We start from the raw sequence: 25,990 nt of genomic DNA, 5'->3' as shown, positions 1-25,990 counted from the left end.
TTCGCCGATCCCTAGAGCGCCACGCGTTCATCTGAACGCGCAAAGGTCGCTCTACACTTTGAATCTATAGCATTTCTTGTTCAGGTGAATCGGCCTGAACAAGAAATGCTATGGGGTCTGCACCCGAGCGATCGCGAGGCAACAATGACCATCGATTTCGTGATCCGCAATGCCCGCCTGCAGGGAAGGGAAGGCGTAACCGATATCGCGTTCGAAAACGGCGTCATAGCCGGCATCGCCGAAAGCGCAACGCGATCCTTCGTCTGCGACGCGCCGGAACGCGATGCCGAGGGCCATCTCCTCTGTCGCGGCCTTGTGGAAACCCACCTGCATCTCGACAAGGCCGGCATCATCGGCCGTTGCACGCTCTGCACCGGTACGCTGGCCGAAGCCGTGGCCGAGACCTCGCGCGCCAAGGCCGCCTTTACGCAGGCGGACGTCTACGCAAGGGCCGCGGATGTCGTGGAGCAGGCGATCGTCAACGGCACGAACCGCATCCGCACCTTCGTCGAAATCGACGGACGCGCCGGCTTCCGCTCGTTCGAGGCGATCAAGCAGCTCCGGGCCGACTACTGCGCGCTGATTGACATCGAGATCTGCGCCTTCGCGCAGGAAGGTCTGACCAACGATCCGGGCACGCTGGAGATGCTGGATGCGGCGCTGCGGTCCGGCGCCGATCTCGTCGGCGGCTGTCCCTATACCGATCCCGATCCGCAGGCGCATATCGCCGCCATCTTCGACCTTGCCGAACGCCACGGCGTGTCCGTCGATTTTCATCTGGATTTTGATCTCGACCCGGAAGGCTCCAACCTGCCGACGGTCATCGCCGAGACGCTCCGGCGCGGGTACCAGGGCCGGGTCTCCGTCGGCCATGTCACGAAACTGTCCGCGCTGCCGCCGGAGGCATTTGCGGAGATCGCCCGGAAGATCGCGGAAGCCGGCATCGCCGTCACCGTCCTCCCGGCGACCGACCTCTTCCTCACCGGCCGCGCCGCGACGCATCTCGTTCCCCGCGGCGTCACGCCGGCCCACCGCCTCGCAAGCCTCGGCGTGCTCACCACCATTTCCACCAACAATGTGCTGAACCCGTTTACCCCGTTCGGCGACGTCTCGCTGCTGCGCATGGCCAATCTCTACGCGAATGTCGCGCAACTGGGCACGGAGCAGGCTCTCGCAGGCGTTTTCGATATGATCACGGTCAACGCGGAACGCCTGCTCGGCCTGAACGCCCTGCCGCCCGCCATCGGCGATCCCGCCACCCTCGTCCTCCTGTCGGCCCCCTCCGCCGCGCAGGCCATCGCCGGCCCGGCAACGGCCACGGCCGCCTGGAAGAATGGCCGCCAGACCTTCGAGCGCCCGCCACCCCAGCTCTTCCGTCCTATCTCGACAGTCTCACGCCACTGAAAGCGCAAACGTCCCACGGGAGAACAAGGAGCACGCCATGAGCGACAAGACGACAGCCGACCAGACATCGACGAACCCGACCGCAATCGACCGCGTTCCCGCGCGACTACGTGAGGCGAGCAGCACGCAGGCCGCCGAAGCCCCAGGCAACCCGCCCTTTGCAAGCCCGCCTCTCACCGAAGCCGACGCCGGCCTCCTGCGACAAACCTTCGACATCGCCCGCCGCGCCCAGACCCACGGCAACATGCCCTTCGGCGCGCTTCTGACCGGCCCCGAAGGCGAGGTGTTGATCGAAATGGAAAACGGCTACTTCCCCGACCTCGACGCCACCGCCCATGCCGAACGCCTGCTCGCGACCGAAGCCTCCAAACGCTACCGCGAACCCTTCCTCGCGACATGCACCATGTATTCCTCGGCCGAACCCTGCGCCATGTGCGCCGGCGCCATCTACTGGACCGGCATCGGCCGCGTCGTCTACGGCCTCTCCGAACACGCCCTGAAAACCCTCACCGGAGACCACCCCGACAACCCCACCATGGACCTCCCCTCCCGCACCGTTTTTGCCGCAGGGCAGAAGGCGATCGCGGTGGTGGGCCCGTGCCTGGAGGATGAGGCTGGGGCGGTGCATGTGGGAGCTTGGTGAACGGGCTGGGCTGGACGTATTGGACGAGCGAGATCAGTGATCCGCCACGACGCAAAACTGCAGAGTAACTTTGGGGAAATGGTGCCCGGAGGCGGATTTGAACCACCGACACGCGGATTTTCAATCCGCTGCTCTACCAACTGAGCTATCCGGGCATACCGGCTTCGAAGGTCTTTGCAGACCGTGGGGCTTTGGTTTTCCCCGGGAAGCGAGCGGGGTTATAACATCTTGTTCGGAGGTGTCCAGCGCCAGATGGCGTTTTTCTGACAGAAAATGCGTTTCGGGATCAACGTGTTGATAGAATTCAGGTTCTTGATGGGCTTCGGGATGCGAAGGGCCCGTTCGGCAAGGCCAAGGAGGCGATATTCCAGGATCGCATTGGGGGAGAGTGGCGCGCGAAGGATGATAGCCGGGCGTTCTGAAAGCGATGACGGTCATCGCGGCCCGAATGGCGGATCACAACGCAAGCGCACCCTTCATCAGGCGGTACGATCTATTCGTCGTCGCGCGTACTGTTCTGGAGCGTGTCGTCGGGGTTGTCCTCGTCCTGCGAGACGGGGATGGCGTAGGCGCCGGTCAGCCAGCGGCTGAGGTCGAGGTCGCGGCAGCGGTTCGAGCAGAAGGGGTAGTGCTCGCGGTGGGACGGGCGGCCGCATTCCGGGCAGGGCACGGTCTTGCGCAGGGGGGCGACGTTGGAGGCGGGTTTGGCCGATGTGGTGCCGGCGGCGTTTGCGGTGTCGTTGGCAGGCTTGGAGCCGCGTGGGGACTTGGGGGTGTCGTTGCTCATGGTGTCATCCTTCGAGCCAGGCATCATGCACGTTGAAGCCCTCGCCGGAGAGGAGGGCAACGGTTTCGGTCAGGGGCAGGCCGACGACATTGGTGTAGGAGCCGACGAGTTTCACGACAAAGCTGCCGGCAATGCCCTGAATGGCATAGCCACCCGCCTTGCCGCGCCACTGGCCGGAGGCGAGGTAGCTTTCGATGTCGTGCGAGGTCAGGCGGCGAAAGCGGACCTTCGTGTCCACGACCTTCTGTCGCACGGAACCATCCGGCGTGACGAGGCAGATGCCGGTATAGACGCGGTGGCTGCGGCCGGAGAGAAGGGTCAGCGCCGCCGTGGCCTCACTGACGCTCTCGGGCTTCTGGAGGATACGCCGGCCGACGCTGACGACGGTATCGGCTGCCAGCAGATAAGCGCCGCGCGCCTCGTCCATGCCCTTCAGCGCCGCCGTGGCCGCACGGGCCTTTTCGGCGGAAAGCCGCCAGGCAAGCGAGCGCGGATGCTCGGTGCGCCGCGGGGTCTCGTCGAGATCCATCGGCATCAGGCGTTTGGGCTCGATGCCCACTTGGGCGAGCAGCTCGACGCGGCGCGGCGAGCCGGATGCCAGGATAAGCGTCTGATCGTGTGCCATCGTCTGTCGTTTCCCGGATCTCTCCGCAAGGATCTCGACCGGAACCGGTTTCCAGGCACGAGCACCTGCGGCAGGCTACGTTGCGGAGCGGTGTGGTGCAGTCGACATTTGCGTCGAAACGGCGTTCGCAAGAAAATGGAGCGTCTTAGAGGCATCCCCTCGCGGGCGCCGTGGAAAGCCGGGCTGCAGCCCGATTGCGACCGAACCGCCGTAAACGGCAGCTATTCCATGGCCAGCGGTGCTTGCCCTGCCTGTGCCGCCCGCTTTACTTGAAGCGGTAGGTGATGCGGCCCTTGGTCAGGTCGTACGGGGTCATTTCCACCAGCACCTTGTCGCCAGCGAGAACGCGGATGCGGTTCTTGCGCATGCGGCCGGCGGTGTGGGCGATGATTTCGTGTTCGTTCTCCAGCTTGACGCGGAACGTCGCATTGGGGAGCAGTTCGGTTACGACGCCCGGGAATTCGAGGACTTCTTCTTTCGCCATTGACGATTTGTCTTTCCGAGTTTCATGAAGGCACTGGGCCTCTTTAAAAAATTTGCCGGAAACTACACAATCACCGTCCGTTTGTGAACAGCGGCGTTCCGGTTTTCGATCTTTCCGTCAGCAACCGGGGTTCGGCAACGGCAAAACGGCGTCTTTCGACGCTGCAGGCCGGGCACGATGGCGTCGACGAGGGTCCGTGCGGCCGCCGGAGAACGGTTGTCCTCGCATGCGCGGCTGCGCGTGACCCGCTCTATGGCATCTTGCGCGGCGATTGTCCAAGCAAACGATGCCGGATGAGCGTTTCCAGATGGTCGCGGACGTCGCGATAGGCCGCAAGGATCTGGTCGCGCGTGCCGCGGGTGGCCGTCGGGTCCGCCGTCGGCCAATATTCCACATCCACGGCCATGGAGCGGGTCAGTTCGAGCGCGGTGTGATGGGCCTCCGGGGCGAGGGTGACGATCATATCGAAATAATCGTCTTCGAGCTGGTCCAGCGTATGCGGCTCGTGTCGTCCCGCAGTCAGGCCCAGCTCGTCCAGCACGACATCGACGAAGGGGTCGCGTTCGCCGGTCTTTACGCCGGCGGATGCGATATAGGTGCCGGGCGGTAGCAGCGCCTTCGCCAGCACCTCGGCCATGGGCGAACGGATGGCATTCATGCCGCACATGAACAGCACCGATCGGGGTGGACTGGCGCCGTCGTCTCGCGGTTCAAGCCCCGGCGCCATCGCCTATCCCCGCCAGTAGAGCACGCAGACGAGGGTGAAGAGCCGGCGCGCCGTATCGAAGTCGAGCTTGATCTTGCCCGAGAGGCGATCCATCAGCGTTTGCGAGCCCTCGTTGTGAATGCCGCGCCGGCCCATGTCGATCGCCTCGATCTGGCTCGGTGTCGAGCTACGGATCGCCTCGTAATAGCTCTCGCAGATCATGAAGTAGTCGCGCACGATCCGCCTGAACGGCGTCAGCGACAGGATATGGGTGATGACGTCGCCACCGGCCTCCGTGGTCACGACGAGCACGAGCTTGCTGTCCATCAGCGACAGTTTCAACCGGTAGGGCCCGCCATCATGACCGATCGGCTCGAAACTGTTCTCCTCGATCAGGTCGAAGATCGCAACCGCCCGCTCATGCTCCACATCGGGCGTCGAGCGGCCGATCGTCTCGTCCAGCACCACGTCGCAGAGGCGAAAGGCGGGCAGCTGGCTCATCCCGCCTCTCCAAGGTTGAGGCGGATCGCGACGGAGCGCGCATGCGCCTCCAGCCCTTCCGCGCGGGCAAGCGCGATGGCGGCGGGGCCGAGGTCGCGCAACTCGTCCGGCCCGAGCCGGAGGATCGAGGTGCGCTTCATATAGTCGAGCACGCCGAGGCCGGAGGAAAAGCGGGCCGAACGGGCCGTGGGAAGGACATGGTTGGAGCCGCCGACATAATCGCCGATGACCTCGGGCGTGTAGCGCCCGACGAAGATCGCCCCGGCATTGCGGATCTGCGGGATCATTGCATCCGCGTCGGCCAGCGCCAGCTCGAGGTGCTCGGCGGCGATCCGGTTGGCGAGCTCCGGCGCGGTCGTGAGGTCCTCGACCAGAATGATCGCGCCGAAGTCGCGCCAGCTGCTGCGTGCCGTCTCGGCCCGGGGAAGCGTGGTCAGCTGCCGCTCGACCGCGCGCTCGACCGCATCGGCGAAATCGACGTCGTCGGTGATGAGGATCGACTGCGCGCTAGGATCGTGCTCGGCCTGCGCGAGCAGATCGGCCGCAATCCAGTCGGGGTCGTTGTCCTTATCCGCGATGACGAGCACTTCGGAAGGACCGGCGATCATGTCGATGCCGACGGTGCCGAACACCTGCCGCTTGGCCGCCGCGACATAGGCATTGCCGGGGCCCATGATCTTGGCGACCGGCGCGATGGTGGCCGTGCCGTAAGCGAGAGCGGCGATGGCCTGGGCGCCGCCGATCCGGTAGATCTCCGACACGCCGGCCATGCGAGCCGCAGCCAGCACGGCGGGATTGATGTTTCCGGCCAGTGCCGGCACCACCATGACTACGCGCGGAACGCCTGCGACCTTGGCCGGCAAAGCGTTCATCAGAACGGAGCTCGGATAGCTCGCGGTTCCCCCGGGGACATAGAGGCCGACGGCATCGATCGGGGTCCAGCGCGAGCCGAGACCGACACCCATGGCATCGGTATAGATGTCGTCCTTCGGCAGCTGGCGGGAATGGTGCGCCTCGATCCGCACGGCTGCGACCTTCAGTGCGCCCAGCACTTCGGAGGGTACGGCCTCGATGGCGGCGTCAATCTCTTCGGCTGTTACGGCCATGGGCGTGGTGGAGAGGTCGAGCTTGTCCCACTTCAGCGTATATTCGACGAGCGCCGCATCGCCCCGCTCGCGCACGTCGGCGATGATCCGGCGCACGGCGAGGTCGACATCTTCGGACACCTCCCGCTTGGTGGTGAGAAAAGCCGCAAAAGCGGCCTCGAAATCGGAAGCGCGATGATCGAGGCGAATGGCCACTGGGTCTTTATCCTTCGTGTCGGCTGACGTCGTTGAAATGCGGGCCTATCAAGCAAACCGGCACCGTTCGGGTCGTCGGCCGCACCGGCCGCTCCCCGTCAGGCGCGGGCCCACACCGTCTCGGCTTTCCGGCTCAGCTTTCCGGATGATGGGGCCTGAAAGCGGTTTCCCACGCCCCGCCGGTATCCGCAAGCTGTACCTCGATACATTCCACATTCAGCGCGATCGTCGCGTCGCCGGCCAACACCAGTTCCAGCACGCCATCCGGGCCTTCGCCCTTCGGCTCGAACCGCAGCGCAAGCAGCGAGAGCACGGCATCCGTGTCCGTTCGCGAAAAGCCGATGGAGCGCACCGATGTCACCCGGTGAAAACCGATCACGGCGCGGCGGCGCTCATTCGTCTTCTTGTCTGCGGTTCCGGTTTTCCCATCAACCGTCTTTTCCCAGACGAAGCGGTTCACCACCAGGGCAAAGGTGCCGGTTCGCGGCGCATAAGAGATGCCCTCGACCTTGAAGACCGCATCCTGCACATGAGCGGAGACGATCTCGAGGTCCTGCGCGTCCAGCGCCATGAGCTTCAATGTGTCCATGCGATCCTACCTGTGCGGTTCTGCCTGCCGGGCCATCGGGTTCCGTGGTCCTGTAGCAGAGATAGGTCGCGGCTCATCCTTGCGCAACGGGCCTTGCGCAACGGGCCGTGCGCAACGGGCCGCGACCGGCATCGCATCAGTCGGTGACGCGCTCGACGATGGCGCCGCAACGGGTCAGCTTTTCTTCCAGCCGCTCGAAGCCGCGATCCAGATGATAGACGCGCGAAACGGTCGTATCGCCTTCGGCCACGAGGCCCGCAATGACGAGCGATACGGAGGCCCGAAGGTCGGTCGCCATGACCGGCGCACCCTTGAGGCGCGGCACGCCCTCGATCTTCGCCGTCTGCCCGGACAGCGTGATGCGCGCGCCGAGGCGGGCGAGTTCCTGCACATGCATGAAGCGGTTCTCGAAGATCGTCTCGGTGATGTGCGAAACGCCACTGGACCGCGTCATCAGGCCCATGAACTGCGCCTGCAGGTCGGTCGGGAAGCCGGGGAAGGGATCCGTGACCACATCGACCGGCTTGATGCCGCCGCCATTGCGATAGACCCGGATGCCGGTTTCCGTCGGCGTGATCTCCGCGCCGGCGCGGCGGATCGCTTCCAGCGCCGTATCGAGCAGGCTCGCATCGGTCCCTTCGAGGATCACGTCGCCGCCGGTCATGGCCACGGCCATGGCGTAGGTGCCGGTTTCGATACGGTCGGGCAGGACCCGGTGGCGCGCGCCCGAAAGGGACGTGACGCCTTCGATGGTGATGGTAGAGGTGCCGGCGCCGGTGACCTTTGCGCCCATGGCATTGAGGCAGTTCGCGAGATCGACCACTTCCGGCTCGCGCGCGGCATTGCCGATCGTCGTCGTGCCATTGGCAAGCGTCGCCGCCATCATCATGACATGCGTCGCGCCGACGGAGACTTTCGGAAACACATAGCGCGCACCGATGAGGCCGCCGGTCGGCGCCGTCGCATTGATATAGCCGCTGTCGATCTCGATGTTCGCACCGAGCGCGGCAAGGCCCTCGATGAACAGATCGACCGGCCGCGTGCCGATGGCGCAGCCGCCCGGCAGCGATACGCGGGCTCTGCCCTCGCGCGCCAGAAGCGGGCCGATGACCCAGAAGCTCGCCCGCATCTTGGAGACCAGCTCATAGGGTGCCGTGGTATCGACGATGTTGCGGCAGGTGAAGTGGATCGTGCGGGCATAGCTTTCGCCCTGCCGCTCGCGCCGGCCATTGACCGAAATGTCGGCGCCGTGATTGCCGAGGATGCGGATCAGCTGCTCGACATCGGCCAGATGCGGCACGTTTTCCAGCGTCAGCGTGTCGTCCGTCAGGAGCGATGCGATCATCAGCGGCAAGGCGGCGTTTTTGGCGCCGGAAATCGGGATGATCCCGTGAAGCTCGTTGCCACCGGTAATTCTGATGCGATCCATGATCGGTCCTCGTCAGGGCTATGGAGCCCCTGAATGATAGATGTGCCGTTCGTCGGCAGGAAAGACGGCTTCCATAAAGCAAGCCACGGCAAATGAGAAGCGACCCGCAGAACGCCGAGGCGCAAGCGGGTGTATCGCCAATGCTGGAGTCCTAAAAGAAGGGTACCGCGCGCTATTATCTCAAGGATTCGTCCGGATTTACGGCAGGATGCCGGTTTGCTCAACAATCGCGATCGGCATCGCTCGCCCTCTCGCACGCGATATCGGCAACGCGATCCGATTCGGTTTGCGTCGAGAATGGCTTCCCTTCTATTTTTCCGCCGAACCAATGCCTCCGACAGGACGGTCGCCCTCGGTCGTCGAAGCGGCATCACGGGACGCCTCACCGCCGGCCGCCGGCAGCCCCGCGGCCTCGTCGGCATCGCCCGCCCGCCGGGCACGCCCCTGCTGCTTGCGGCGCTGAAGGTTCTCCCGCAACGTCCGCGCCGCCCGTTCCCGCCGAGCCTGCGCCTGCCGCTCCGCCTCACTCATCCCGTCGCTCCCCTCTTTGCCTCACGTTATCGCCTGCACTGAACGATCGATGGTACCAAGGCTACCTATCACTGCTTTACCAAGCAGCCTTCCTACGAAATCACCACGCTTCGCGAAACCCGCGTCCCGCCCTGCCGTCATTCAAATCCGACCAAACACAAGAAAACCGCACCATCCGCCTTGCGCTCCCCGAAAACCTATGGCAATAGGCCCTCGCTCCGACACGGTCGCCAACACGCCGCCGCTGTTTTCAGTGCTGCTATAGCTCAGGGGTAGAGCACTCCCTTGGTAAGGGAGAGGCCGAGAGTTCAAATCTCTCTAGCAGCACCATTCTCCCCGACGAACTGATCAAACAAAATCCAGGCCCACCGAAGTCGCGTGCCGCGTACGATCCCGCCGTTTCAGGTGTCGAGTCGGTCCCTGAACACGTCTGCGGCCTCACCGACGACGGTGATCACGCAAAAAAAGAGCCGGCTTTTGACCGGCTCCTTCTCAGGCTTCACGAACTGTTTCCGGCGATCAGAAATCCATATCGCCCATGTCGTCGCCCATATCCGCACCGACATCTTCCGCCGGAGCTTCCGCCTCAGCCGGCGTTTCCGCCGCGTTGGCTTCGTTGCCGGAGAACATGCTGCCGATGGCGCTGCCGAGCAGCATGCCGCCGGCGACGCCCATGGCGGTCTGGGCGGCACCCTGCAGGAAGCCGCCGCCGCTGCGCTGGCCCTGCTGGGCCGCACCTTGGTTGCCCCAGGGGCTATTCGGCTGGCCGTTGGGCTGGCCGGCCGGCGGCTGGCCCATGGCCGTGCCGGTTTGGCCGTAGGCGCCTTGCTGCGGCGCTTGCTGTCCGTAGGCGGCGGCGGGTGCCGCGCGGCGGGCAGGGGTGGCCTGGCTTCCGCCGCCGAACAGGCTGGAAAACAGCCCGCCGGAGGAGCGGCTTGAGGACTGGCGCTCCAGTTCCTGGATGCGCTGCTCGGCTGCGGCAAGGGCCTGATCCTGCACCACGATGGTCTGCGCCATCAGGTAAGGGGCCGTCGGCTGGGCCGCGATCTTCTGGCCGATGAAGGCATTGGCCTCCTGATCGAGCTGGCCGGATTGGCGCTCGACCTCGGCAATGCGGGAGAAAAGCCCGTCGATCGCCTGGCGGTCATTGCTGTCCATGGTGATGTGTCTCCGTGATCTCATACGCAACAGGGTTGTTGCAGGGGTCTGGTCGGATAGGGCCCTCCCGGCCATCGAGGCCGGAAGGGAAGATATGTCGACTATTCGCGCTCGCCGGTGAAGTTCAGCAGGAGCTGGAAGATGTTGACGAAGTTCAGGTACAGCGACAGGGCGCCGAAGACGGCGAGCTTCTGCTGCGATTCCTGGTCCATGTTCTCGGCGAACTGTGACTTGATGTTCTGCGTGTCGTAGGCGGTCAGGCCGACGAAGACGACGATGCCGATCACCGAGATGGCGAACTGCAGGGCCGACGAGCCGAGGAAGATATTGACGACCGAGGCGATGACGACGCCGATCAGGCCCATCATCAGGAACGAGCCCATCTTCGACAGGTCGGCCTTCGTCACGTAGCCGTAAAGGCTTGTCGCGCCGAACATGGTCGCGGCGATGAAGAAGGTGCGCGCGATGCTCGTTCCGGTGAATACGAGGAACACGGACGCGAGCGACAGGCCCATGACGGCGCAGAACGCCCAGAACATCGCCTGTGCCGCGCCGGCCGACATGGTCTGCAGGCGGAACGACAGGAACAGCACGAAGCCGAGCGGTGCCAGCATGACGACCCACTTCAGGGGCGTCTGGAAGATCGGCACGTAGAGCGCCGGTGTCGTCCCGACGATGAAGGCGACGAGGCCGGTGACCACGAGGCCGAGGCCCATATAGTTGTACACCCGCAGCATGTGCTGGCGCAGGGCCTGGTCGAGGAAGGCGCCGCTTTGCGCCGTTGCGCCGTAACTGGGGCCGGGATTGCTGAAGCTCATCGAGGTTCTCCTTGATAGATGAGAAAGTGTGAATGGCTCTGGCGCCGGGCGGGCCAGAGGTCAGTAAAGGGTTTTAGACAGGCGCTCCGCCGTCTGCGCCAGCTTGGCCTCGCCTGTGGTGCCACCGGGCGCGGCCACCAGCGCATAGGCCACGTCGCCGATCTGCCAGTCCGCCGCCTCGATGCCGTCGATGGCGTAGGTCTTGACAGGCCGCACCGAGAACGCCCCGGGGCGCACGGCAAAGAGCGACATCTGCTCCTTGTCCGGCGTGCGGATCGCAAGCTCGACGCTCGGGCCGAAGCGTGAGGGGAACACCTGAACGTCCACCACGGTCCAGCTTTCGGGCAGGGCCGGCATGATGATCGCCGTCGCCGCGCGAATGTCCTCGCGGTCGTAGGTCTGCACCTCCGGCTGCGATGTCATGGTCTCGCGGATCTCCGCCGTGCGGTGGGCGCGAACGGCCTCTTCCACATGCGCGGGTGGCGGCTCGGATGCCACGACCTCGGTCACCTGGAACGGACCGAAGCTCGTGCTGGCAACCCAGCCGGCACCCACGAGAAGGGTAACCGCCGCCACCTTCTGCAGCTGCTGACTGACGCGGGGAAAGCGCAGGCCGCTTTCCAGCCGGCGCGCCGCATCCCGGGTTTGCCGCGTGCCGCCGGGATCGACGGTCGCCAGCAGCGACAGACGCAGCTCGCCGCGCAGATGCAGATCACCCATCACCCGGGCAGCGGACTCCGGGTTCTGCGCCAGATGCGCCTCGACCTGAAGCCGGCGCTGCGGCGTCAGCTGGTTGTCCACATAGGCATCGAGGTCGCTGTCGAGGATCGGGTCAGCCATGGTCATTGTCGGTGCCTCCAACGATCTTGAGGTGGGTCGGCGTGCGATCTTCCTCGAAGGCGCGCAGGCGGGCCCGCGCGCGGGAAAGGCGCGACATCAGTGTCCCCACGGGAATATCGAGAACGCGCGCGGCGTCCTGGTAGGACATCTCGTCGATGGCGACGAGATGGAGCGCGGCGCGCTGCTCTTCGGGAAGGCTGAAGAACGCCTCGCGCAATTGCCCGAGACGAACGACATCTTCCGCACCGCCATGATGCAGGCCTTGCGAAAGCAGAGCCGCTTCCTCCACGCGCCGCGTCTGCGAGCGCTTGCGGCGCAGGCTGTCGATATGCGTGTTGTGAAGGACGGACATCAGCCAGGTCCGCAGGTTCGCACCCTGACGAAAGGTCGGCCGGCGCTCATAGGCGCGCATCAGTGCGTCCTGCACCAGATCCTCGGCATCGTCGGGATTGCGTACGAGCGAACGGGCATAACGCCTGAGAGCGCCGAGCTGGCCGATGACATCGAAGGGGCTTTTCCTGTCGTCCATGTGAGATATACGCATGGCGATGGCGCTCTATTCCATGCCTTCCGAAATATTTTTCGCAAGCGCGAGATTCCGCGAAGGAATCTTCGCATCCGCTAATGGACAGCGGTTCACACCTCTGTCATGAGGTTTATTAACGCGTCGATGATATGCTCACGAAATCAGGGGCCTCGGCACTTGGGGATGGAGAGGCCTTGGAGGAGGCCGTTCCGGAAACGCGATAAGTCGATCGGGAAAAATTGCGCGGCATGCAGAGGCATCGGCCGCGCTGAGGGAGGAGTTGAACATGGCCACACATATGATGCGCACGCTGTTGAACACCATGGCGTTCCTCGCCGTCCTGACGGTTCTCGGTCTCTGGGCTTTCCTGTAGGGTCCTGTCGAGGGCCTCCCGAGACGAGAGATCATCTGACCTCAGGGATAGAGATAGTGCCTCTCCCAAGCGTCATGCGGGATCTGGCTGCCGATCTCATATTTGAACGATCGCACATCGATGTGATCAGGACCGGTGGTGCAGCGGAATTTCAGCCGATACCATTCTCCCTGGCTGCGAAAGACGGCGCCGGGCGCGGTGATGGTGTTGGTGGCCGTCACCGGATCGCCGAACGCGTAAGCGATGACCTTATCGGGCCGGTACTGCGTCTTGTCCTTGTTGATGCGCTCCATCGCTTCCGTATCGCAGCGCTGCTCCAGCCGTGTGGCGGGATCGAGTTTCTGGAACTGGCGAACGAGCGTCTGATCCATGGCGGCAGCCGAGGTGGCGGTGCATGCCGCCAGCAGAGCCGACAAGGCAATCCTGTTCATGCGTTGATTCTCTCACTATCGGTCGGAACCGCCGCTTCAAGGCAATTTTCTTGGCCATTCGATGGCTGAAACAAGGCGGGGGCAGCGGTCGGCTCGAATGTGCGTATGAAATGACGCACACGCAATGGCGTTAGCCGTTGTTTCGAAAGGTCTTTTCACGAGCCTCCGCAATCCGCCCGATTTATGTCGAGGCGGTCACGTCGATCCACTCTGCTCCGGTGATGTCGGCCATGCGCTCGGGCGAAATCCGCACGGCGGCATTGGTGGCGCCTGCCGCCGGCACGACGATGTCGAAGGCGCGCAGCGAGACGTCGCAATAGACCGCAAGCGGCTTTGGCAGACCGAAAGGGCAGACGCCGCCCACCGGATGGCTCGTCTCTGCTTCCACGTCGGCAAGGTCGAGCATCCGGGCTTTGGTGCCGAACCGCGCCTTGAATTTCTTGTTGTCGATGCGCGCTTCACCGCCCGTGACGATCAGGATCACCGCGTCTGCGACCCGGAGCGCCAGTGTCTTGGCGATCTGCGCCGGCACGACGCGATGTGCCGCCGCCGCCATGGCAACGGTCGCCGTGCTCTCGTCGAGAACGATGACCTCGAGGTCGGGCGACTTCTCGGCCAGGAAGGCGGTCACGGAAGATAGGCTCATGAGGCTGTCCGCTCTCTCAAAGGTTCGTCGTTTGCCAGCCTGTGTCAGGCGCTGACACGAAAAGGCGGGCCGTTGAGCCCGCCTCCAGCATTGCTGTCGCCGATTTTTTCAGTCGTCGTTTGTTGCGTCAAGGTCTTCCGGGCGCGTGCCCTCCTGACCGTGCGGCAGGTAGCCGTGGCTTGTAAACCAGTTCTCGAGAATGGCGGCGATGGCCGCGTCGCGGCTGTTGATCTCCGGATGGTCGGAAATGAACGACGCGAGGGCGGCTTCGATTTTGGGGTCTGTCGTGCTGGACATGATGCCTCTTCCTCAGGCTCGTTTGATCACGCGGATGAGCACAAGCAGGATGATCGCGCCAAGGGTCGCATGGATGATGGCCGCGAGAATACCGCCGCCGATCACGAAACCGAGACGCGGGAACAGCCAGCCTGCGATGAAGGCGCCGATGATGCCGACGATGATGTTGCCGAACAGGCCGAAGCCGAAGCCGGACACGATGAGGCCGGCGAGCCAACCGGCCACTGCGCCGATCAGGAGGAAGATGAGGATGCTTTCGATACCCATGGATGGTTCCTTTCCGAATGGATGAACCAGGAGATAGGGCAGCGCGCGCGCCGGGTTAGATCTTCAGCAACAGGAAATGTTGAGATGAAGATTGTCCCGAAGACGGCTCAGAGGATGCGCGAGGGAAGCGCGACGCGGCCGTCGTCGATGTTGAGAAGGACGGAGATGGCAACGAGCGTCAGGCATGCGATGAGGGTGGCGCTCAGTCCGAGAACAATCATTGCCCGTTTCCTTTTCGCGTCATCATCATGATGTCCGCTGGATCCCTCCCTGGAAGACGCGCACGATGCCGGAACGACCTCATCGCGCCGTCCAAGACGCGGTCGCCGGGCAGCTGGGTGTCGCGCCGGAAGTGTCCTCTTTCTATGCGCGCGAGACCACGGCCACAATTGCGAGGAATGGGGGATGAAAACCTGTGCCGACAGGCGTTTGCGCCCTTTCCGGCACGATCTTTCAGCGTTCTGTGGATTAGGGAGGTGGCGTTAACTTTCAAGCAAGGAATTAACCATAAACATGGTCCCTACACGTCGAAGCGGGGACCCCTTAATCCCCTCCCGGGCATGATGCCGATCCGACGAGCCGGTCCCAACCCGGTATGTGACGTTAACGGGGCCTATGCTCCGTTCTCGGACAAGCAGGCATCATATGGCGCCATCGGGCGCACATTCTCATTTCATTCGGCAGGCGGTGATGGTCACCGGCCCTGACGGGAGACATACCGGGACCGGGGACAAACGTGGGACAGGAAGCCGTGGCAGACCAGAACCGGAGGGCGCAGGCAGGAAGCCTGGTCGAGCGCCTGCGGTTTGCCGGGCTGGATTCCAGCGAAACCGACATCCTGCGTCGTCACCGCCAGGCCCTCCAGCCGCAGGTCGATCTCGCTCTGCGCGACCTTTTCCAGCGCCTTCAGACCTTCCCCGAAGCCTCGCGCCATTTCTCCAGCGACCGTCAGATCGACCGGTTGCACGACCTCCACGCCTCTCATTGGGGCGTGTTGACGGATGCGCGGTTCGACAGTCTCTATGCCGAGCGCGTCAAGGTGCTGGCCGATGCGGAAAGCCGCATGGGCCTCGATCCCCGCTGGCAGATCGCCGGCCACGGCGTCATCCTCGAGCGGCTGATCGTCTCCGCCATCGAGGCGTTCTGGCCGAAATCCATGCTGGCGACCGGCAAGGGCAAGCAGCAGGAACTGACGGACCTTATCTCCGCCCTCATCCGCACCGTCTTCGTCGATACGGAAATCGGCGTGACCCTTCGCTTCAACGAACAGCGCCAGACCCATCAGCGCCAGCTGGCGGAAACGCGCGCGACGTCGGAAGCCGAGTTGCTCGCAGCCTTCACCGGCATCGCCGAGGCACTGGCCGCGGGCGACGTCTCTGCGCGCACCCCGGCCGACGTGCCGGAAGCGGCCGTGCCGCTTGCCCGGTCGCTGGATGCCGCCCTCGACACGATCGAGGCGAACCTGCGCAATCTGGACACCGGGATCTCCTCTTCGGCCACGGCCAGCGAGACAATGACCGCGGGAACCGAGCGTCTGGGATCGGCCGCGCAATCCGAAGCGGCGGCGCTGGATTCTGTTGCCGAACGGCTGGAAGCCCTCGTTATCAGGGTTCGCGACAGCGCACGGGAAAGCTCCGCGGCTGAAAAGGCCGTTGCGGCGACGGGACATTCCGTCGAGCGCAGCGGCGAGATCGCCGGTCTTGCGATTGCGGCCATGGCCGACATCGAATCCTCCGCCGAGAAGATCGGCCAGATCATCGGCGTGATCGACGAGATCGCCTTCCAGACCAATCTCCTCGCGCTGAATGCCGGTATCGAAGCTGCACGCGCCGGCGAAAGCGGTCGCGGTTTCGCAGTCGTCGCCCAGGAAGTCCGGGCACTCGCCCAGCGTTCCGGCGATGCGGCCCGCGAGATCAAGCAGCTCGTCACGGGCACCAAAGCCCAGGTCGATGCCGGCGTCGAACGCGTCGGTCGCACGCAGGCCGCCATCGGCAGCATCGTCGAGCAGGTCCACGGCATTCAGTCGGCCATCACTGGCATTGCCCGTCAGTCGGGTGAGGATCTGTCCAGCCTCGAAGACCTGCGCACCGAGATCGGCCGCTCCGGCCGCGCGCTTGCCGGTCTCACCAGCGATGCCGAACGCACGGCGGCTGCCGGTCAGACGGCGCGCATGGTGACGATCGAGCTTGGCGAAACCATTCGCCGCTTCACGCTGCGCTCCGCAAACACGGGCGCACGCGCGGCAGACAAGATGATGGCCGCCGCCACGCCGCCGCGACAGGCTCTGCCTGCGCAGGTGGCGAGGGCGGAGGCTTTTCTCGAAGACGAGGACGACATGGCCTTCGGGCGCGTGTCGGCATGGGGGCGATCATGACGATGTTCCCGGCTCTGCGTCCATGCCCGTTCCGCCTGCGTGACACCGGTCCTGCCGGCCATCGCAATGCGGACGGTTTCGTTCGACAGGTCAATCTCCTCCAGGTGACACAAGGAAAGGCGCCGTGATGGCCCCAAAGAAAGCCGCATCGAAGACGCTCAATCTCGCGCCGGTCCTCGACCTCAATGAGGCCAGCGTCCTTCATCGCAAGCTGACGGAGATGCGCGGCAGCAACATCGTGGTCGACGCTTCGGCCGTGGAGCGGGTCGGAGCGCTCTGCGTCCAGGTGCTGATGGCCGGTGCCAAAAGCTGGGAAGAGGACAAACACGCCTTCACCATTTCCAAGGTGTCGGACGCTTTCACCAAAACGACGCAGCTCATCGGGGTCAATGTCGACCATCTGATGGCTAAGGAGATCTGAAAATGAAGAAGAAGGTTCTCACCGTGGACGATAGCCGGACGATCCGGAATATGCTCCTCGTGACGCTCAACAATGCCGGTTTCGAAACCATTCAGGCCGAAGACGGCATCGAAGGTCTCGAAGTCCTCGAAGACTGTAATCCCGATGTCATCGTCACCGACATCAACATGCCCCGCCTCGACGGCTTCGGTTTCATCGAGGGCGTCCGCCGCAACGAGAAGTACCGCGCCATCCCGATCCTGGTCCTGACCACGGAAAGCGACGCGGAAAAGAAGAACCGTGCCCGTCAGGCCGGAGCGACCGGCTGGATCGTCAAGCCCTTCGATCCGACAAAGCTGATCGACGCCATCGAGCGCGTAACCGCTTAAAAAACCCTCGCCAGGATTCCAGCTATGGATATGAATGAAATCAAAGAGATCTTCTTCCAGGAATGTGAAGAACAGCTCGCAGAACTGGAATCCGGTCTCCTTCGTTTGAATGACGGGGATCGCGATCCGGAGACGGTCAATGCGGTCTTTCGTGCCGTTCACTCCATCAAGGGTGGCGCGGGCGCCTTCGGGCTGGATGATCTGGTCTCGTTCGCTCACGTGTTCGAGACGACACTGGATTGCGTTCGCTCCAACAAGCTGGAACCCACGCAGGAGGTTCTGAAAGTCATGCTCAAGTCGGCCGACGTCCTGGCCGACCTGACCAACTGCGCCCGCGACGGCGGCAGTGTGGATGAAGCGCGCTCCAAGCAGCTGATCCGCGAACTCGAAGCACTGGCCCACGGCACACCCCTCCCGGGAGCCGCAGAGGCTCCCGTGGCCAAGGCTGCCGCCAAGCCCGCAGCCGCCAAACCGGCGCCGGCTGCTCCCGCTCCGGCTCCAGCCGCAACCAATGACCAGGGCTTCGTGCCCGTCGCCTTCTCGTTCGACGACTTCGGTGACGACGCCGCTGCCGAACCGGTCGCGATGCCGACTTTCGAGATCTCCTTCAAGCCGAACGCCGATCTCTATCGCAAGGGCAACGAGGCGACGCTGCTCCTGCGCGATCTCTCCCGTCTCGGCGAGATGAGCATTCTTTGCGACATGGACAGCCTGCCGTCGCTCGATGGCCTGAACCCGGAAGACGCCTACTTCTCGTGGAAGATCTCGCTTCGCACCGACAAGGGCGAAGATGCGATCCGCGGCGTGTTCGAATTTGCCGAATGGGACTGCGAACTCTCTGTGGCCGAGCTTGCCGAAGGCGAGCAGCCGGTCGCGGTCGAAGGCGACGCCCCGATGCAGGCCGTACCCTTCGATCTGTCGATCCTCGACGAGGAGCATGAACATCCCCTCGGCGTGGTCGAGGAAGAAGAACAGATCGCCGCCGGCGAGCGCGAAGCCACGATCACGGCGCTCGAAACCGCCAGCAACGTTCTGAACCTTGCCAGCGCCGCCGCCAAGGCTGCCGATGCGAAGCAGGCGCCCGCTGCAAACGCCGCCAGTGCGCAGCAGGCCGCAGCCGCAGGCCAGACGATCCGCGTCGATCTCGATCGCGTCGACCGCCTGATCAACCTCGTGGGCGAGCTCGTCATCAACCAGGCGATGCTGTCGCAGAGCGTCATCGAGAACGACGCCAACGGCACGTCGTCGATCAATATGGGCCTCGAAGAGCTGCAGCAGCTCACCCGCGAGATCCAGGACTCGGTCATGGCCATCCGCGCCCAGCCGGTGAAGCCCGTCTTCCAGCGCATGGCCCGTACCGTGCGCGAAATCGCCGACATCACCGGCAAGTCGGTGCGCCTGGTCACCGAGGGCGAGAACACCGAAGTCGACAAGACCGTCATCGACAAGCTCGCCGAGCCGCTGACGCACATGATCCGCAACGCGGTCGATCACGGCCTGGAAATGCCGGAGAAGCGCATCGCGCTCGGCAAGAACCCGGAAGGCACCGTTCGCCTGACCGCCAAGCACCGCTCGGGCCGCATCATCATCGAACTTGCCGACGACGGCGCCGGCATCAACCGCGAACGCGTCCGCCAGAAGGCGATCGACAACGACCTGATCGCGGCCGACGCCAACCTGTCGGACGAGGAAATCGACAACCTGATCTTCCACGCCGGCTTCTCGACCGCCGAGAAGGTCTCCGACCTTTCCGGCCGCGGCGTCGGCATGGACGTGGTCAAGCGCTCCATCCAGGCGCTCGGCGGACGTATCAACATCTCGTCGAAGCCCGGCCAGGGCTCCGTCTTCACCATGAGCCTGCCGCTGACGCTGGCCGTGCTCGACGGCATGGTGGTCACGGTCGCCAACCAGACGCTGGTCGTGCCGCTGACGGCCATCGTCGAAACGCTGCAGCCGGATGCCGCCTCGATCCATTCCTTCGGTGCGACACAGCGCCTGATCTCGATCCGCAACTCCTTCTGCCCGCTGGTCGATGTCGGCCGGATCCTCAACTTCCGCGCCACGCAGGCCAATCCCGTCGAGGGCGTGGCGCTGCTGGTGGAATCGGAAGGTGGCGGTCAGCGCGCGCTGATGGTCGATGCGATCCAGGGCCAGCGCCAGGTCGTGATCAAGAGCTTGGAGGCGAACTACACACACGTGCCCGGCATCGCCGCGGCGACCATTCTCGGTGACGGCCGCGTGGCGCTGATCCTGGATGTGGACGCCGTGGTCGCCGCCTCCCGCGGCCAGCCCCTCAGGCTGGAATCAGCCCTGTCCGCTGTGGGATAAGCCATGACGACGCTCGCAAACACCATGACCAGCGGTGCCCGCGAACTGATCGCCTTCAGGATCGGCGACCAGGAGTTCTGCGTCGATATCATGTCGGTGCGCGAGATTCGTGGCTGGACGCCTGCGACGTCGATGCCACATGCGCCGGGCTACATGCTCGGCGTCATCAACCTGCGGGGCGCGGTCCTGTCGATCATCGATCTGGCAGCGCGCCTCGGAATGAACCCGGCCGAACCGACCGTTCGGCATGTCATCATCGTCGCTCAGTCCGGACAGAGGATCGTCGGGCTGCTGGTCGAGGCGGTGTCCGACATACTGAGCGTGACGAACGACAACATACAGCCGACGCCCGATGTCAGTTCCGACTTCGAGCGAACCTTTGCCCGCGGCATCTTGGCCATCGAGAAGCGCATGATCTGCCTGATCGAACTGGACGCCGTCTTCCCTCACACCGAAAGCGAAGCCGCATGAGCAGAATGGCCGCCTTCGACACGAAAGCGTCGCCCGACGAGTGCCTGGCCAGCGGAGAATATCCGCTGACGCGCCGCGATCTTTCCGAGATCGCAGCGATGATCTATGCTGATGCCGGCATCTATCTGAACGAGACCAAGGCCTCGCTCGTCTATTCGCGCCTGTCGAAACACATCCGCAATCTTGGGCTCGGTGGCTTCCGCGAGTACTGCAACCTCGTGTCGTCCCCAGCCGGTGCCGCCGAGCGCCGGGACATGCTCTCGCACCTCACCACCAATTTCACGCGGTTCTTCCGCGAGAACCATCATTTCGAGCATCTGCGCGACACGGTCCTGCCGGGACTGATCGCGCGTGCCAAGGCCGGCGGCCGCGTGCGCATCTGGTCTGCCGCCTGTTCCGATGGGCAGGAGCCCTATTCGATCGCGCTGACCATCCTGTCGGTCCTGCCCAATGCGGCAGAATACGACATCCGCGTCCTGGCGACCGATATCGACCCGAAGATCCTCGCGATCGCCCGGGCCGGTGCCTACGACATCAACGCGCTGGAAACGGTTACACCGCAAATGCGCAAGCAGTTCTTTTCCCAGACCTCGGTCAACGGCCGCGAGAAGTGGCAGATCGACGACAAGGTCAAGCGGCTCATCACCTTCAACGAACTGAACCTGATGGCGCAGTGGCCGTTCAAGGGTCCGTTCGACGTGATCTTCTGCCGCAACGTCGTCATCTACTTCGACGAGCCGACGCAGATGAAGATCTGGTCGCGGTTCTCGACGATGCTGGATGGGGGAGGGCACCTCTATATCGGTCACTCCGAACGCGTCTCAGGCGATGCGAAGGCCGTGTTCGACAATATCGGCATCACCGCCTACCGCTATACCGGCAAGCACGGGGGAGGCCGCTCATGACCGCGCCCGCTCGCGTCCTCGTCGTCGATGACAGCGCCACCATGCGCGGTCTCATCACGGCCATCCTGAATGCCGATCCCGCCGTCAACGTGGTCGGTCAGGCGGCTGATGCCATGCAGGCGCGCCAGGCCATCAAGGATCTCGATCCCGACGTCGTCACGCTCGACATAGAGATGCCCAACATGAACGGTCTCGAATTCCTCGAGAAGATCATGCGGCTGCGCCCGATGCCCGTCATCATGGTCTCCACGCTGACGCACAAGGGCGCGGAAGCCTCGGTCGCGGCGCTTGAGATCGGCGCTTTCGACTGCGTCGGCAAGCCTTTGCCGGGCGATCTGCACCCCTTCGCCGACCTTGCCGAAAAGGTGAAGGCGGCGGCGCGCTCGCAGCGCAAGTTCATCATATCCGGCAACAAGGTCGCAGCACCGAGTGCCGCGAACACCAATGCGACGGCGGTCGACTACCGGGCCGCCCGCCGGATCATCGCCATCGGGTCCTCCACCGGGGGGGTGGAGGCCCTGATCAACGTCTTGCAGAAGTTTCCGAAGAACTGCCCGCCGACGGTGATCACCCAGCACATGCCGGTCACCTTCACGAAGAGCTTTTCGGAACGTCTCAACCGGCTCTGCGCCCCGACGGTCGAAGAGGCTGTCGACGGCGCCAGGCTTGAGATCGGCAAGATCTACCTTGCCCCAGGGGGCGATCGTCACCTCCAGGTGGTCAATCCGTCGGCACCGACCTGCCGGCTGATCGACCGGGAGCCTGTCAACGGACATCGCCCGTCCGTGGACGTTCTGTTCGATTCTGTGGCGGATCTCGCCGGACGCAATGGCATTGGCGTCATCCTGACGGGCATGGGGCGCGATGGCGCCTCCGGCCTTCTGCGGATGCGCCAGGCCGGGGCCCGGACGTTCGGCCAGAATGAAAAGACCTGTGTGGTCTATGGAATGCCGAGGGTGGCCTACGAAATAGGCGCCGTCGAAATGCAACTGCCCCTCAACTCCATCGGGGAGGAAGTTCTGAAATGCGCCGCGACCCGAAGGGAAGGAACTGAATAAATGTCTATCGCCGAAAAAATCAAAGTGCTGATCGTCGACGATCAGGTTACCAGCCGGCTTCTGTTGGGCGAAGCGCTCCAGCAGCTCGGCTTCAAGCAGATCACCGTTGCCGCCGATGGCGAGCAGGGGGCCAAGATCATGGCGCAGCAGCCGCACCATCTCGTGATCTCGGACTTCAACATGCCGAAGATGGACGGCCTCGGCCTGCTTCAGGCCGTTCGCACCAATCCGGCAACCAAGAAGGCCGCCTTCATCATGTTGACGGCTCAGGGCGACCGTGCCCTCGTCACCAAGGCTGCGGCACTGGGCGCCAACAACGTCCTGGCCAAACCCTTCACCATCGAAAAGATGCGGGCGGCGATCGAAGCCGTGTTTGGAGCACTCAAATGACCTTAGACGCTGCGGTTAAGCGCGTGCATGTCATCCAGGGCGAGTACAAGGTCGTCACGGACCCGGACGTGGTTCTTTCGACGATTCTCGGCTCCTGTGTGGCTGCCTGCATGCGTGATCCCGTGGCAGGCGTGGGCGGCATCAACCATTTCCTGCTGCCCGGTTCCGCCGAAGCGATGTCATCGGGAGGAGACGCCACGCGATATGGCGTCCATCTCATGGAATTGCTGATCAACGGACTTCTCAAGAAAGGCGCGCGGCGCGACCGTCTTGAGGCCAAGATCTTCGGCGGCGCCAAAACCATTGCACGCTTTTCCAATGTCGGTGAGCAGAACGCCCTGTTCGCCCGCCGCTTCCTCCAGGACGAAGGTATCCCCATCGTCGGCGAGAGCACGGGCGGCGAGCACGGCCGCAAGCTGGAATACTGGCCGGTCACCGGCCGGGCCCGTCAATACGCCCTGACCGGCGTCGAGACGCAGAAGACCGTGGCCCAGGAGCAGCGCCCGGTCCCGGCTCCCAAGCCCGCAGACAATTCGATCGAATTCTTTTAATCAGCAACCGCGCCGTCCGGCGCGCGGTCAGGGGACATCATATGCAGAGCGAGCGAAAAGAGCACCCCGGCGACATGGACGAGGCCCTGCCGGACGTAATGATGCGTGTCGTCTCGGAACTGCACGACGTCGCCTATCTCATCGAGCGGATCGAGCCGATGCTCGGCGAGATCGCCGGCGATCCGCAGGCCAATGCGGCCCACCGCATCCAGGTGCTGCAGGGCATCGACCTTGCGGTCCAGAAGACGCGCGGGCTGGCCGAGTTCATCGACACCATCACCGCGGCGCTTCCGGAATCCTGGCTGGTCGATATCTCCACGGCGCTGAACCTGGTGAAGCTGGCGGATATGCAGAAGTCGCTTGCCAATGGCCTGCGCCACGGCCATTCGCAGCCGCTGACGGAAGCCGCCGGCGATTTCGAAGCCTTCTAGCAAAAACGACCGTCTCCAGGCCAAAAACAGCGGCAAAACGCACCTCCGGTTACAGCCGAAGGTGCGTTTTGCCGTTTTAGAATCTCTCGAAATACTGACGCTCGCGGGGGCGAACGACAAGTTCGCGCAAGCTTCGCATCCTATTCTCCAAACGGGTCAGATGGATCTATGCCCGCATTTGCGAGAGTTTTCGCCAGATGCGGCCGGATCGGATCTCAATGTTGGGACTGCGCAATGAAGCTTCGTCCGTGCAATCTCGCACGGTGAAGTGCGCTACTGGGTGCGAAACAGAATGAATCTGTTAGAACAACTTTCGTCGGTCACGAAAAATTTGAAGAGCCTGGGGCAGGGCAAGCTGATCGCGCTGGCGGCAGCAGCCTTCGTAACGATCGGGCTCGTTCTGGCAGCCGGGCTCTACGTCAACAAGCCGGCCTACGAGACGCTCTACGTCAACCTTGAATCGGGCGACCTGAACCAGGTCAGCATGGCGCTGGCCGAGGGCGGTATCCCTTTCGACGTCGGCACGGATGGCAAGAGCGTTCAGGTTCCGGTCGGCACCACGGGCAAGGCCCGCCTGTTTCTCGCCGAGCGCGGCCTGCCCAACAGCGCCAATGCCGGTTACGAACTGTTCGACAATGTCGGCTCGCTTGGCCTGACGTCGTTCATGCAGGAAGTCACCCGGGTCCGGGCCCTGGAAGGCGAAATCGCCCGCACCATCCAGCAGATCTCCGGCATCGCTTCGGCCCGCGTCCACATCGTGATGGCCGACCGCGGCAGCTTTCGCAAGACCGAGCAGAAGCCGACCGCCTCCGTCATGATCCGCGCCAGCTCGACCATCGGTCGCAACGCTGCAGCCTCCATCCGCCATCTCGTCGGCTCGTCGGTTCCCGGCCTGTCCATCGACGACGTGACCATTCTCGACAGCGCCGGCCAGCTGCTCGCCTCCGGCGACGATCCGCAGAACGGTGCGATGAGCCAGTCGCTCTCCATCGTCCAGTCCGTGCAGGGCGAAATCGAGAAGAACATCGACAAGGCCCTCTCGCCCTTCCTCGGCGTCGACAACTTCCGCTCCAGCGTCACCGCACAGCTCAACACCGATACGCAGCAGGTTCAGGAGACCACCTTCGATCCGGAATCGCGCGTCGAACGTTCGACACGGGTCACCAAGGAAGAGCAGAAGTCGAGCCAGCAGCAGGCGGACAATGCTGCGACCGTTCAGCAGAACGTGCCGCAGGCAGCCCCCAAGAGCGGTGGCGCCGGGCCGCAGTCAAACGATCAGGCCGAGAAGAAGGAAGAGCAGACCAACTACGAGATCAATTCGAAGACGGTCGCCACCACCAAGAACAGCTACAAGGTTGAAAAGCTCTCCGTCGCCGTCGTGGTCAATCGCGGCCGTGTCGCCGCCATGGTCGGCGAAGGCGCGGACCAGGCAAAGATCGACACCTATCTCGCCGATATGCAGAAGATCGTGGCGTCCGCCGTCGGCATCGACGCGGCCCGCGGCGACGTGGTGACGCTGACCGCCATGGACTTCGTCAACAACCAGCTGCTCGATACGCCGGTCGAAGGCCCGAGCATTATGGAAACGCTGACGCGCAATCTCGGCGGCATCATCAACGCCCTCGCCTTCATCACGGTCGCCGTCCTCGTGGTCTGGATGGGCCTGCGTCCTCTGGCCCGCTCCATGGGCTTCGGCGGACCGGGCACCCTCACGGAAACCGAGGCCGTCGGCCTCGAACTCCCCGACTTCTCGCCGGCCCCGGGGGGTGCTGCAGGTGGTGCGCTCATGGAAGGTTTCGGTTCGGATTTCGGCTTCGACAGCACGGACGACCTGCTCAGCCTTGGCGAAGACGGCGGCGACTTCAACCGCCGCGTCAAGGAGGGCCCGGAACGGCGGCTGGCGCGTATGGTCGAGATCAACGAGGAACGCGCTGCCAAGATCCTGCGCAAATGGGTCGCAGAAAAAGCCGCCTGAGGCCAAAAAACAAAGCAGACGAAAAAATCCGCCCCTTCGGCGGATTTTTTTCGTTCGGACCTGACAGTGGCATGACAAAGAAACGGCGGTGGCTCGTCTGCCGGTCGACGGGCCTGGAAAGGTCCGGGCGACGATGGCCGGAGTCTTCATGTCGTTTCCGCAGTGTCCTGTCTGCGTCGCCAGAGTCGCCGCGGCGCACCGGGGATTCCTCTATTTAACCATTTGGTTATTTTTTTATGTGGAAAGACGACTTTGCTTGCTTGCGGATGCTCTTCGACTCCGGGCGCGGGAAAATTGATTGTGTCACTTCAAGAAAAATTCTTCCAGAAACTGGTATAGTTGTCAAAGTTGCTAGGTGTGTG

General features: G+C 63.7%; 29 protein-coding genes, 2 tRNA genes and 1 pseudogene. 14 read left to right on the top strand and 18 right to left on the bottom strand.

The genetic code is table 11. The annotated features are described in order from the left end of the window. Nucleotides 1-144: 144 nt before the first annotated feature. On the top strand, nt 145-1,404 hold the full coding sequence (locus tag G8E10_RS01225; RefSeq protein WP_167126123.1) for an amidohydrolase family protein: 1,260 nt from the start codon (nt 145-147) through the stop codon (nt 1,402-1,404). Nucleotides 1,405-1,600: 196 nt separating this feature from the next. Then, nucleotides 1,601-2,047, top strand: a complete 447-nt coding sequence (locus tag G8E10_RS01220; RefSeq protein WP_245420020.1) for a nucleoside deaminase — start codon at nt 1,601-1,603, stop codon at nt 2,045-2,047. Nucleotides 2,048-2,126: 79 nt separating this feature from the next. On the opposite strand, the gene G8E10_RS01215 is transcribed toward G8E10_RS01220, so the two are convergent. The 10 genes and pseudogenes from G8E10_RS01215 to G8E10_RS01170 all read right to left on the bottom strand — a co-directional run bounded on the left by G8E10_RS01215 (nt 2,127) and on the right by G8E10_RS01170 (nt 9,000). Further along, nucleotides 2,127-2,202 (bottom strand) — tRNA-Phe (locus G8E10_RS01215). 338 nt (nt 2,203-2,540) lie between these two features. Further along, nucleotides 2,541-2,753 (bottom strand): annotated as a pseudogene (yacG, locus tag G8E10_RS01210) (DNA gyrase inhibitor YacG); the annotation flags it as partial. A gap of 85 nt (nt 2,754-2,838) precedes the next feature. Next, complete coding sequence (locus G8E10_RS01205) at nt 2,839-3,459, bottom strand: Maf-like protein (protein ID WP_132446183.1); 621 nt, start codon at nt 3,457-3,459, stop codon at nt 2,839-2,841. A 265-nt stretch (nt 3,460-3,724) separates the two neighbouring features. Further along, a complete protein-coding gene (gene infA / locus G8E10_RS01200) occupies nt 3,725-3,943 on the bottom strand; it encodes a translation initiation factor IF-1 (protein WP_004435948.1) in 219 nt (72 codons plus the stop codon). Between the two features lie 250 nt (nt 3,944-4,193). Beyond that, the gene (locus G8E10_RS01195; protein ID WP_110727022.1) at nt 4,194-4,670 is read right to left on the bottom strand and encodes an arsenate-mycothiol transferase ArsC; all 477 of its coding nucleotides are present in this window, start codon (nt 4,668-4,670) and stop codon (nt 4,194-4,196) included. 3 nt (nt 4,671-4,673) lie between these two features. Next, nucleotides 4,674-5,150, bottom strand: coding sequence for a UPF0262 family protein (locus G8E10_RS01190; protein ID WP_110800050.1), 477 nt, complete (start codon nt 5,148-5,150; stop codon nt 4,674-4,676). After that, nucleotides 5,147-6,451 carry a histidinol dehydrogenase gene (gene hisD / locus G8E10_RS01185; RefSeq protein ID WP_167126117.1) on the bottom strand — a complete coding sequence of 435 codons (1,305 nt, stop codon included), beginning with the start codon at nt 6,449-6,451 and terminating at the stop codon, nt 5,147-5,149. The genes G8E10_RS01190 and hisD overlap by 4 nt, the downstream gene beginning before the upstream one ends. A 133-nt stretch (nt 6,452-6,584) precedes the next feature. Continuing rightward, on the bottom strand, nt 6,585-7,040 hold the full coding sequence (locus G8E10_RS01180) for a DUF2948 family protein (protein WP_110732961.1): 456 nt from the start codon (nt 7,038-7,040) through the stop codon (nt 6,585-6,587). A gap of 136 nt (nt 7,041-7,176) precedes the next feature. Beyond that, entirely contained in the window at nt 7,177-8,469 is a 1,293-nt protein-coding gene (gene murA / locus G8E10_RS01175) for a UDP-N-acetylglucosamine 1-carboxyvinyltransferase (protein WP_110727017.1), read from the bottom strand. Nucleotides 8,470-8,778: 309 nt separating this feature from the next. After that, on the bottom strand, nt 8,779-9,000 hold the full coding sequence (locus G8E10_RS01170; protein ID WP_167126114.1) for a hypothetical protein: 222 nt from the start codon (nt 8,998-9,000) through the stop codon (nt 8,779-8,781). 255 nt (nt 9,001-9,255) lie between these two features. On the opposite strand from G8E10_RS01170, the gene G8E10_RS01165 reads away from it, so the two are divergent. Continuing rightward, nucleotides 9,256-9,330 (top strand) — tRNA-Thr (locus G8E10_RS01165). 189 nt (nt 9,331-9,519) lie between these two features. Here G8E10_RS01165 and G8E10_RS01160 read toward each other — a convergent pair. The 8 genes from G8E10_RS01160 to G8E10_RS01125 form a co-directional block, all read right to left on the bottom strand. Continuing rightward, a complete protein-coding gene (locus tag G8E10_RS01160) occupies nt 9,520-10,158 on the bottom strand; it encodes a DUF2076 domain-containing protein (RefSeq protein ID WP_167126111.1) in 639 nt (212 codons plus the stop codon). Between the two features lie 101 nt (nt 10,159-10,259). Next, complete coding sequence (locus G8E10_RS01155) at nt 10,260-10,976, bottom strand: Bax inhibitor-1/YccA family protein (protein ID WP_167126108.1); 717 nt, start codon at nt 10,974-10,976, stop codon at nt 10,260-10,262. 60 nt (nt 10,977-11,036) lie between these two features. Continuing rightward, complete coding sequence (locus tag G8E10_RS01150; RefSeq protein WP_167126105.1) at nt 11,037-11,822, bottom strand: anti-sigma factor family protein; 786 nt, start codon at nt 11,820-11,822, stop codon at nt 11,037-11,039. Continuing rightward, nucleotides 11,809-12,345, bottom strand: a complete 537-nt coding sequence (locus G8E10_RS01145; RefSeq protein ID WP_092986559.1) for a sigma-70 family RNA polymerase sigma factor — start codon at nt 12,343-12,345, stop codon at nt 11,809-11,811. The genes G8E10_RS01150 and G8E10_RS01145 overlap by 14 nt, the downstream gene beginning before the upstream one ends. 411 nt (nt 12,346-12,756) lie before the next feature. Further along, the gene (locus G8E10_RS01140; RefSeq protein ID WP_132446195.1) at nt 12,757-13,146 is read right to left on the bottom strand and encodes a DUF930 domain-containing protein; all 390 of its coding nucleotides are present in this window, start codon (nt 13,144-13,146) and stop codon (nt 12,757-12,759) included. A 181-nt stretch (nt 13,147-13,327) separates the two neighbouring features. Further along, a complete protein-coding gene (locus G8E10_RS01135) occupies nt 13,328-13,792 on the bottom strand; it encodes a YbaK/EbsC family protein (protein ID WP_167126102.1) in 465 nt (154 codons plus the stop codon). Between the two features lie 108 nt (nt 13,793-13,900). Next, nucleotides 13,901-14,089 (bottom strand): hypothetical protein, encoded by a 189-nt coding sequence (locus G8E10_RS01130; RefSeq protein WP_110727004.1) that lies wholly within the window; start codon nt 14,087-14,089, stop codon nt 13,901-13,903. Between the two features lie 12 nt (nt 14,090-14,101). Further along, a complete protein-coding gene (locus G8E10_RS01125) occupies nt 14,102-14,356 on the bottom strand; it encodes a GlsB/YeaQ/YmgE family stress response membrane protein (protein ID WP_092932100.1) in 255 nt (84 codons plus the stop codon). A gap of 736 nt (nt 14,357-15,092) precedes the next feature. On the opposite strand from G8E10_RS01125, the gene G8E10_RS01120 reads away from it, so the two are divergent. From G8E10_RS01120 to fliF, 11 genes are all read left to right on the top strand, one after another. Continuing rightward, nucleotides 15,093-16,730, top strand: a complete 1,638-nt coding sequence (locus tag G8E10_RS01120; protein ID WP_167126099.1) for a methyl-accepting chemotaxis protein — start codon at nt 15,093-15,095, stop codon at nt 16,728-16,730. A gap of 127 nt (nt 16,731-16,857) precedes the next feature. Next, a complete protein-coding gene (locus G8E10_RS01115; protein ID WP_132446202.1) occupies nt 16,858-17,151 on the top strand; it encodes an STAS domain-containing protein in 294 nt (97 codons plus the stop codon). A gap of 2 nt (nt 17,152-17,153) precedes the next feature. Continuing rightward, nucleotides 17,154-17,519, top strand: a complete 366-nt coding sequence (cheY1, locus tag G8E10_RS01110; RefSeq protein ID WP_062470377.1) for a chemotaxis response regulator CheY1 — start codon at nt 17,154-17,156, stop codon at nt 17,517-17,519. Between the two features lie 24 nt (nt 17,520-17,543). Continuing rightward, entirely contained in the window at nt 17,544-19,847 is a 2,304-nt protein-coding gene (locus G8E10_RS01105) for a chemotaxis protein CheA (protein ID WP_167126096.1), read from the top strand. A 3-nt stretch (nt 19,848-19,850) separates the two neighbouring features. Beyond that, nucleotides 19,851-20,318: a chemotaxis protein CheW gene (locus G8E10_RS01100; protein WP_132711442.1), complete on the top strand. Its 468-nt coding sequence runs from the start codon at nt 19,851-19,853 to the stop codon at nt 20,316-20,318. Beyond that, on the top strand, nt 20,315-21,223 hold the full coding sequence (locus G8E10_RS01095) for a protein-glutamate O-methyltransferase (protein WP_132446206.1): 909 nt from the start codon (nt 20,315-20,317) through the stop codon (nt 21,221-21,223). The genes G8E10_RS01100 and G8E10_RS01095 overlap by 4 nt, the downstream gene beginning before the upstream one ends. Further along, nucleotides 21,220-22,281, top strand: coding sequence for a protein-glutamate methylesterase/protein-glutamine glutaminase (locus tag G8E10_RS01090; RefSeq protein WP_167126093.1), 1,062 nt, complete (start codon nt 21,220-21,222; stop codon nt 22,279-22,281). The genes G8E10_RS01095 and G8E10_RS01090 overlap by 4 nt, the downstream gene beginning before the upstream one ends. Beyond that, nucleotides 22,282-22,671 carry a response regulator gene (locus G8E10_RS01085; protein WP_062470356.1) on the top strand — a complete coding sequence of 130 codons (390 nt, stop codon included), beginning with the start codon at nt 22,282-22,284 and terminating at the stop codon, nt 22,669-22,671. It begins immediately after the preceding gene. Then, nucleotides 22,668-23,222, top strand: a complete 555-nt coding sequence (gene cheD, locus G8E10_RS01080; protein ID WP_062470351.1) for a chemoreceptor glutamine deamidase CheD — start codon at nt 22,668-22,670, stop codon at nt 23,220-23,222. Before G8E10_RS01085 ends, cheD begins: the two co-directional genes overlap by 4 nt. A gap of 41 nt (nt 23,223-23,263) precedes the next feature. After that, the gene (cheT, locus tag G8E10_RS01075; RefSeq protein WP_110726993.1) at nt 23,264-23,653 is read left to right on the top strand and encodes a chemotaxis protein CheT; all 390 of its coding nucleotides are present in this window, start codon (nt 23,264-23,266) and stop codon (nt 23,651-23,653) included. A gap of 292 nt (nt 23,654-23,945) precedes the next feature. After that, complete coding sequence (gene fliF / locus G8E10_RS01070) at nt 23,946-25,628, top strand: flagellar basal-body MS-ring/collar protein FliF (protein ID WP_132446208.1); 1,683 nt, start codon at nt 23,946-23,948, stop codon at nt 25,626-25,628. Nucleotides 25,629-25,990: the final 362 nt, after the last annotated feature.

It is taken from the genome of Ferranicluibacter rubi (genome assembly GCF_011603255.1).
In the GTDB taxonomy this organism is placed as follows: Bacteria; Pseudomonadota; Alphaproteobacteria; order Rhizobiales; family Rhizobiaceae; genus Ferranicluibacter; species Ferranicluibacter rubi.
Note: the sequence above shows the minus strand (reverse complement) of the source record. Positions and strands in the feature narration are given on the sequence as shown.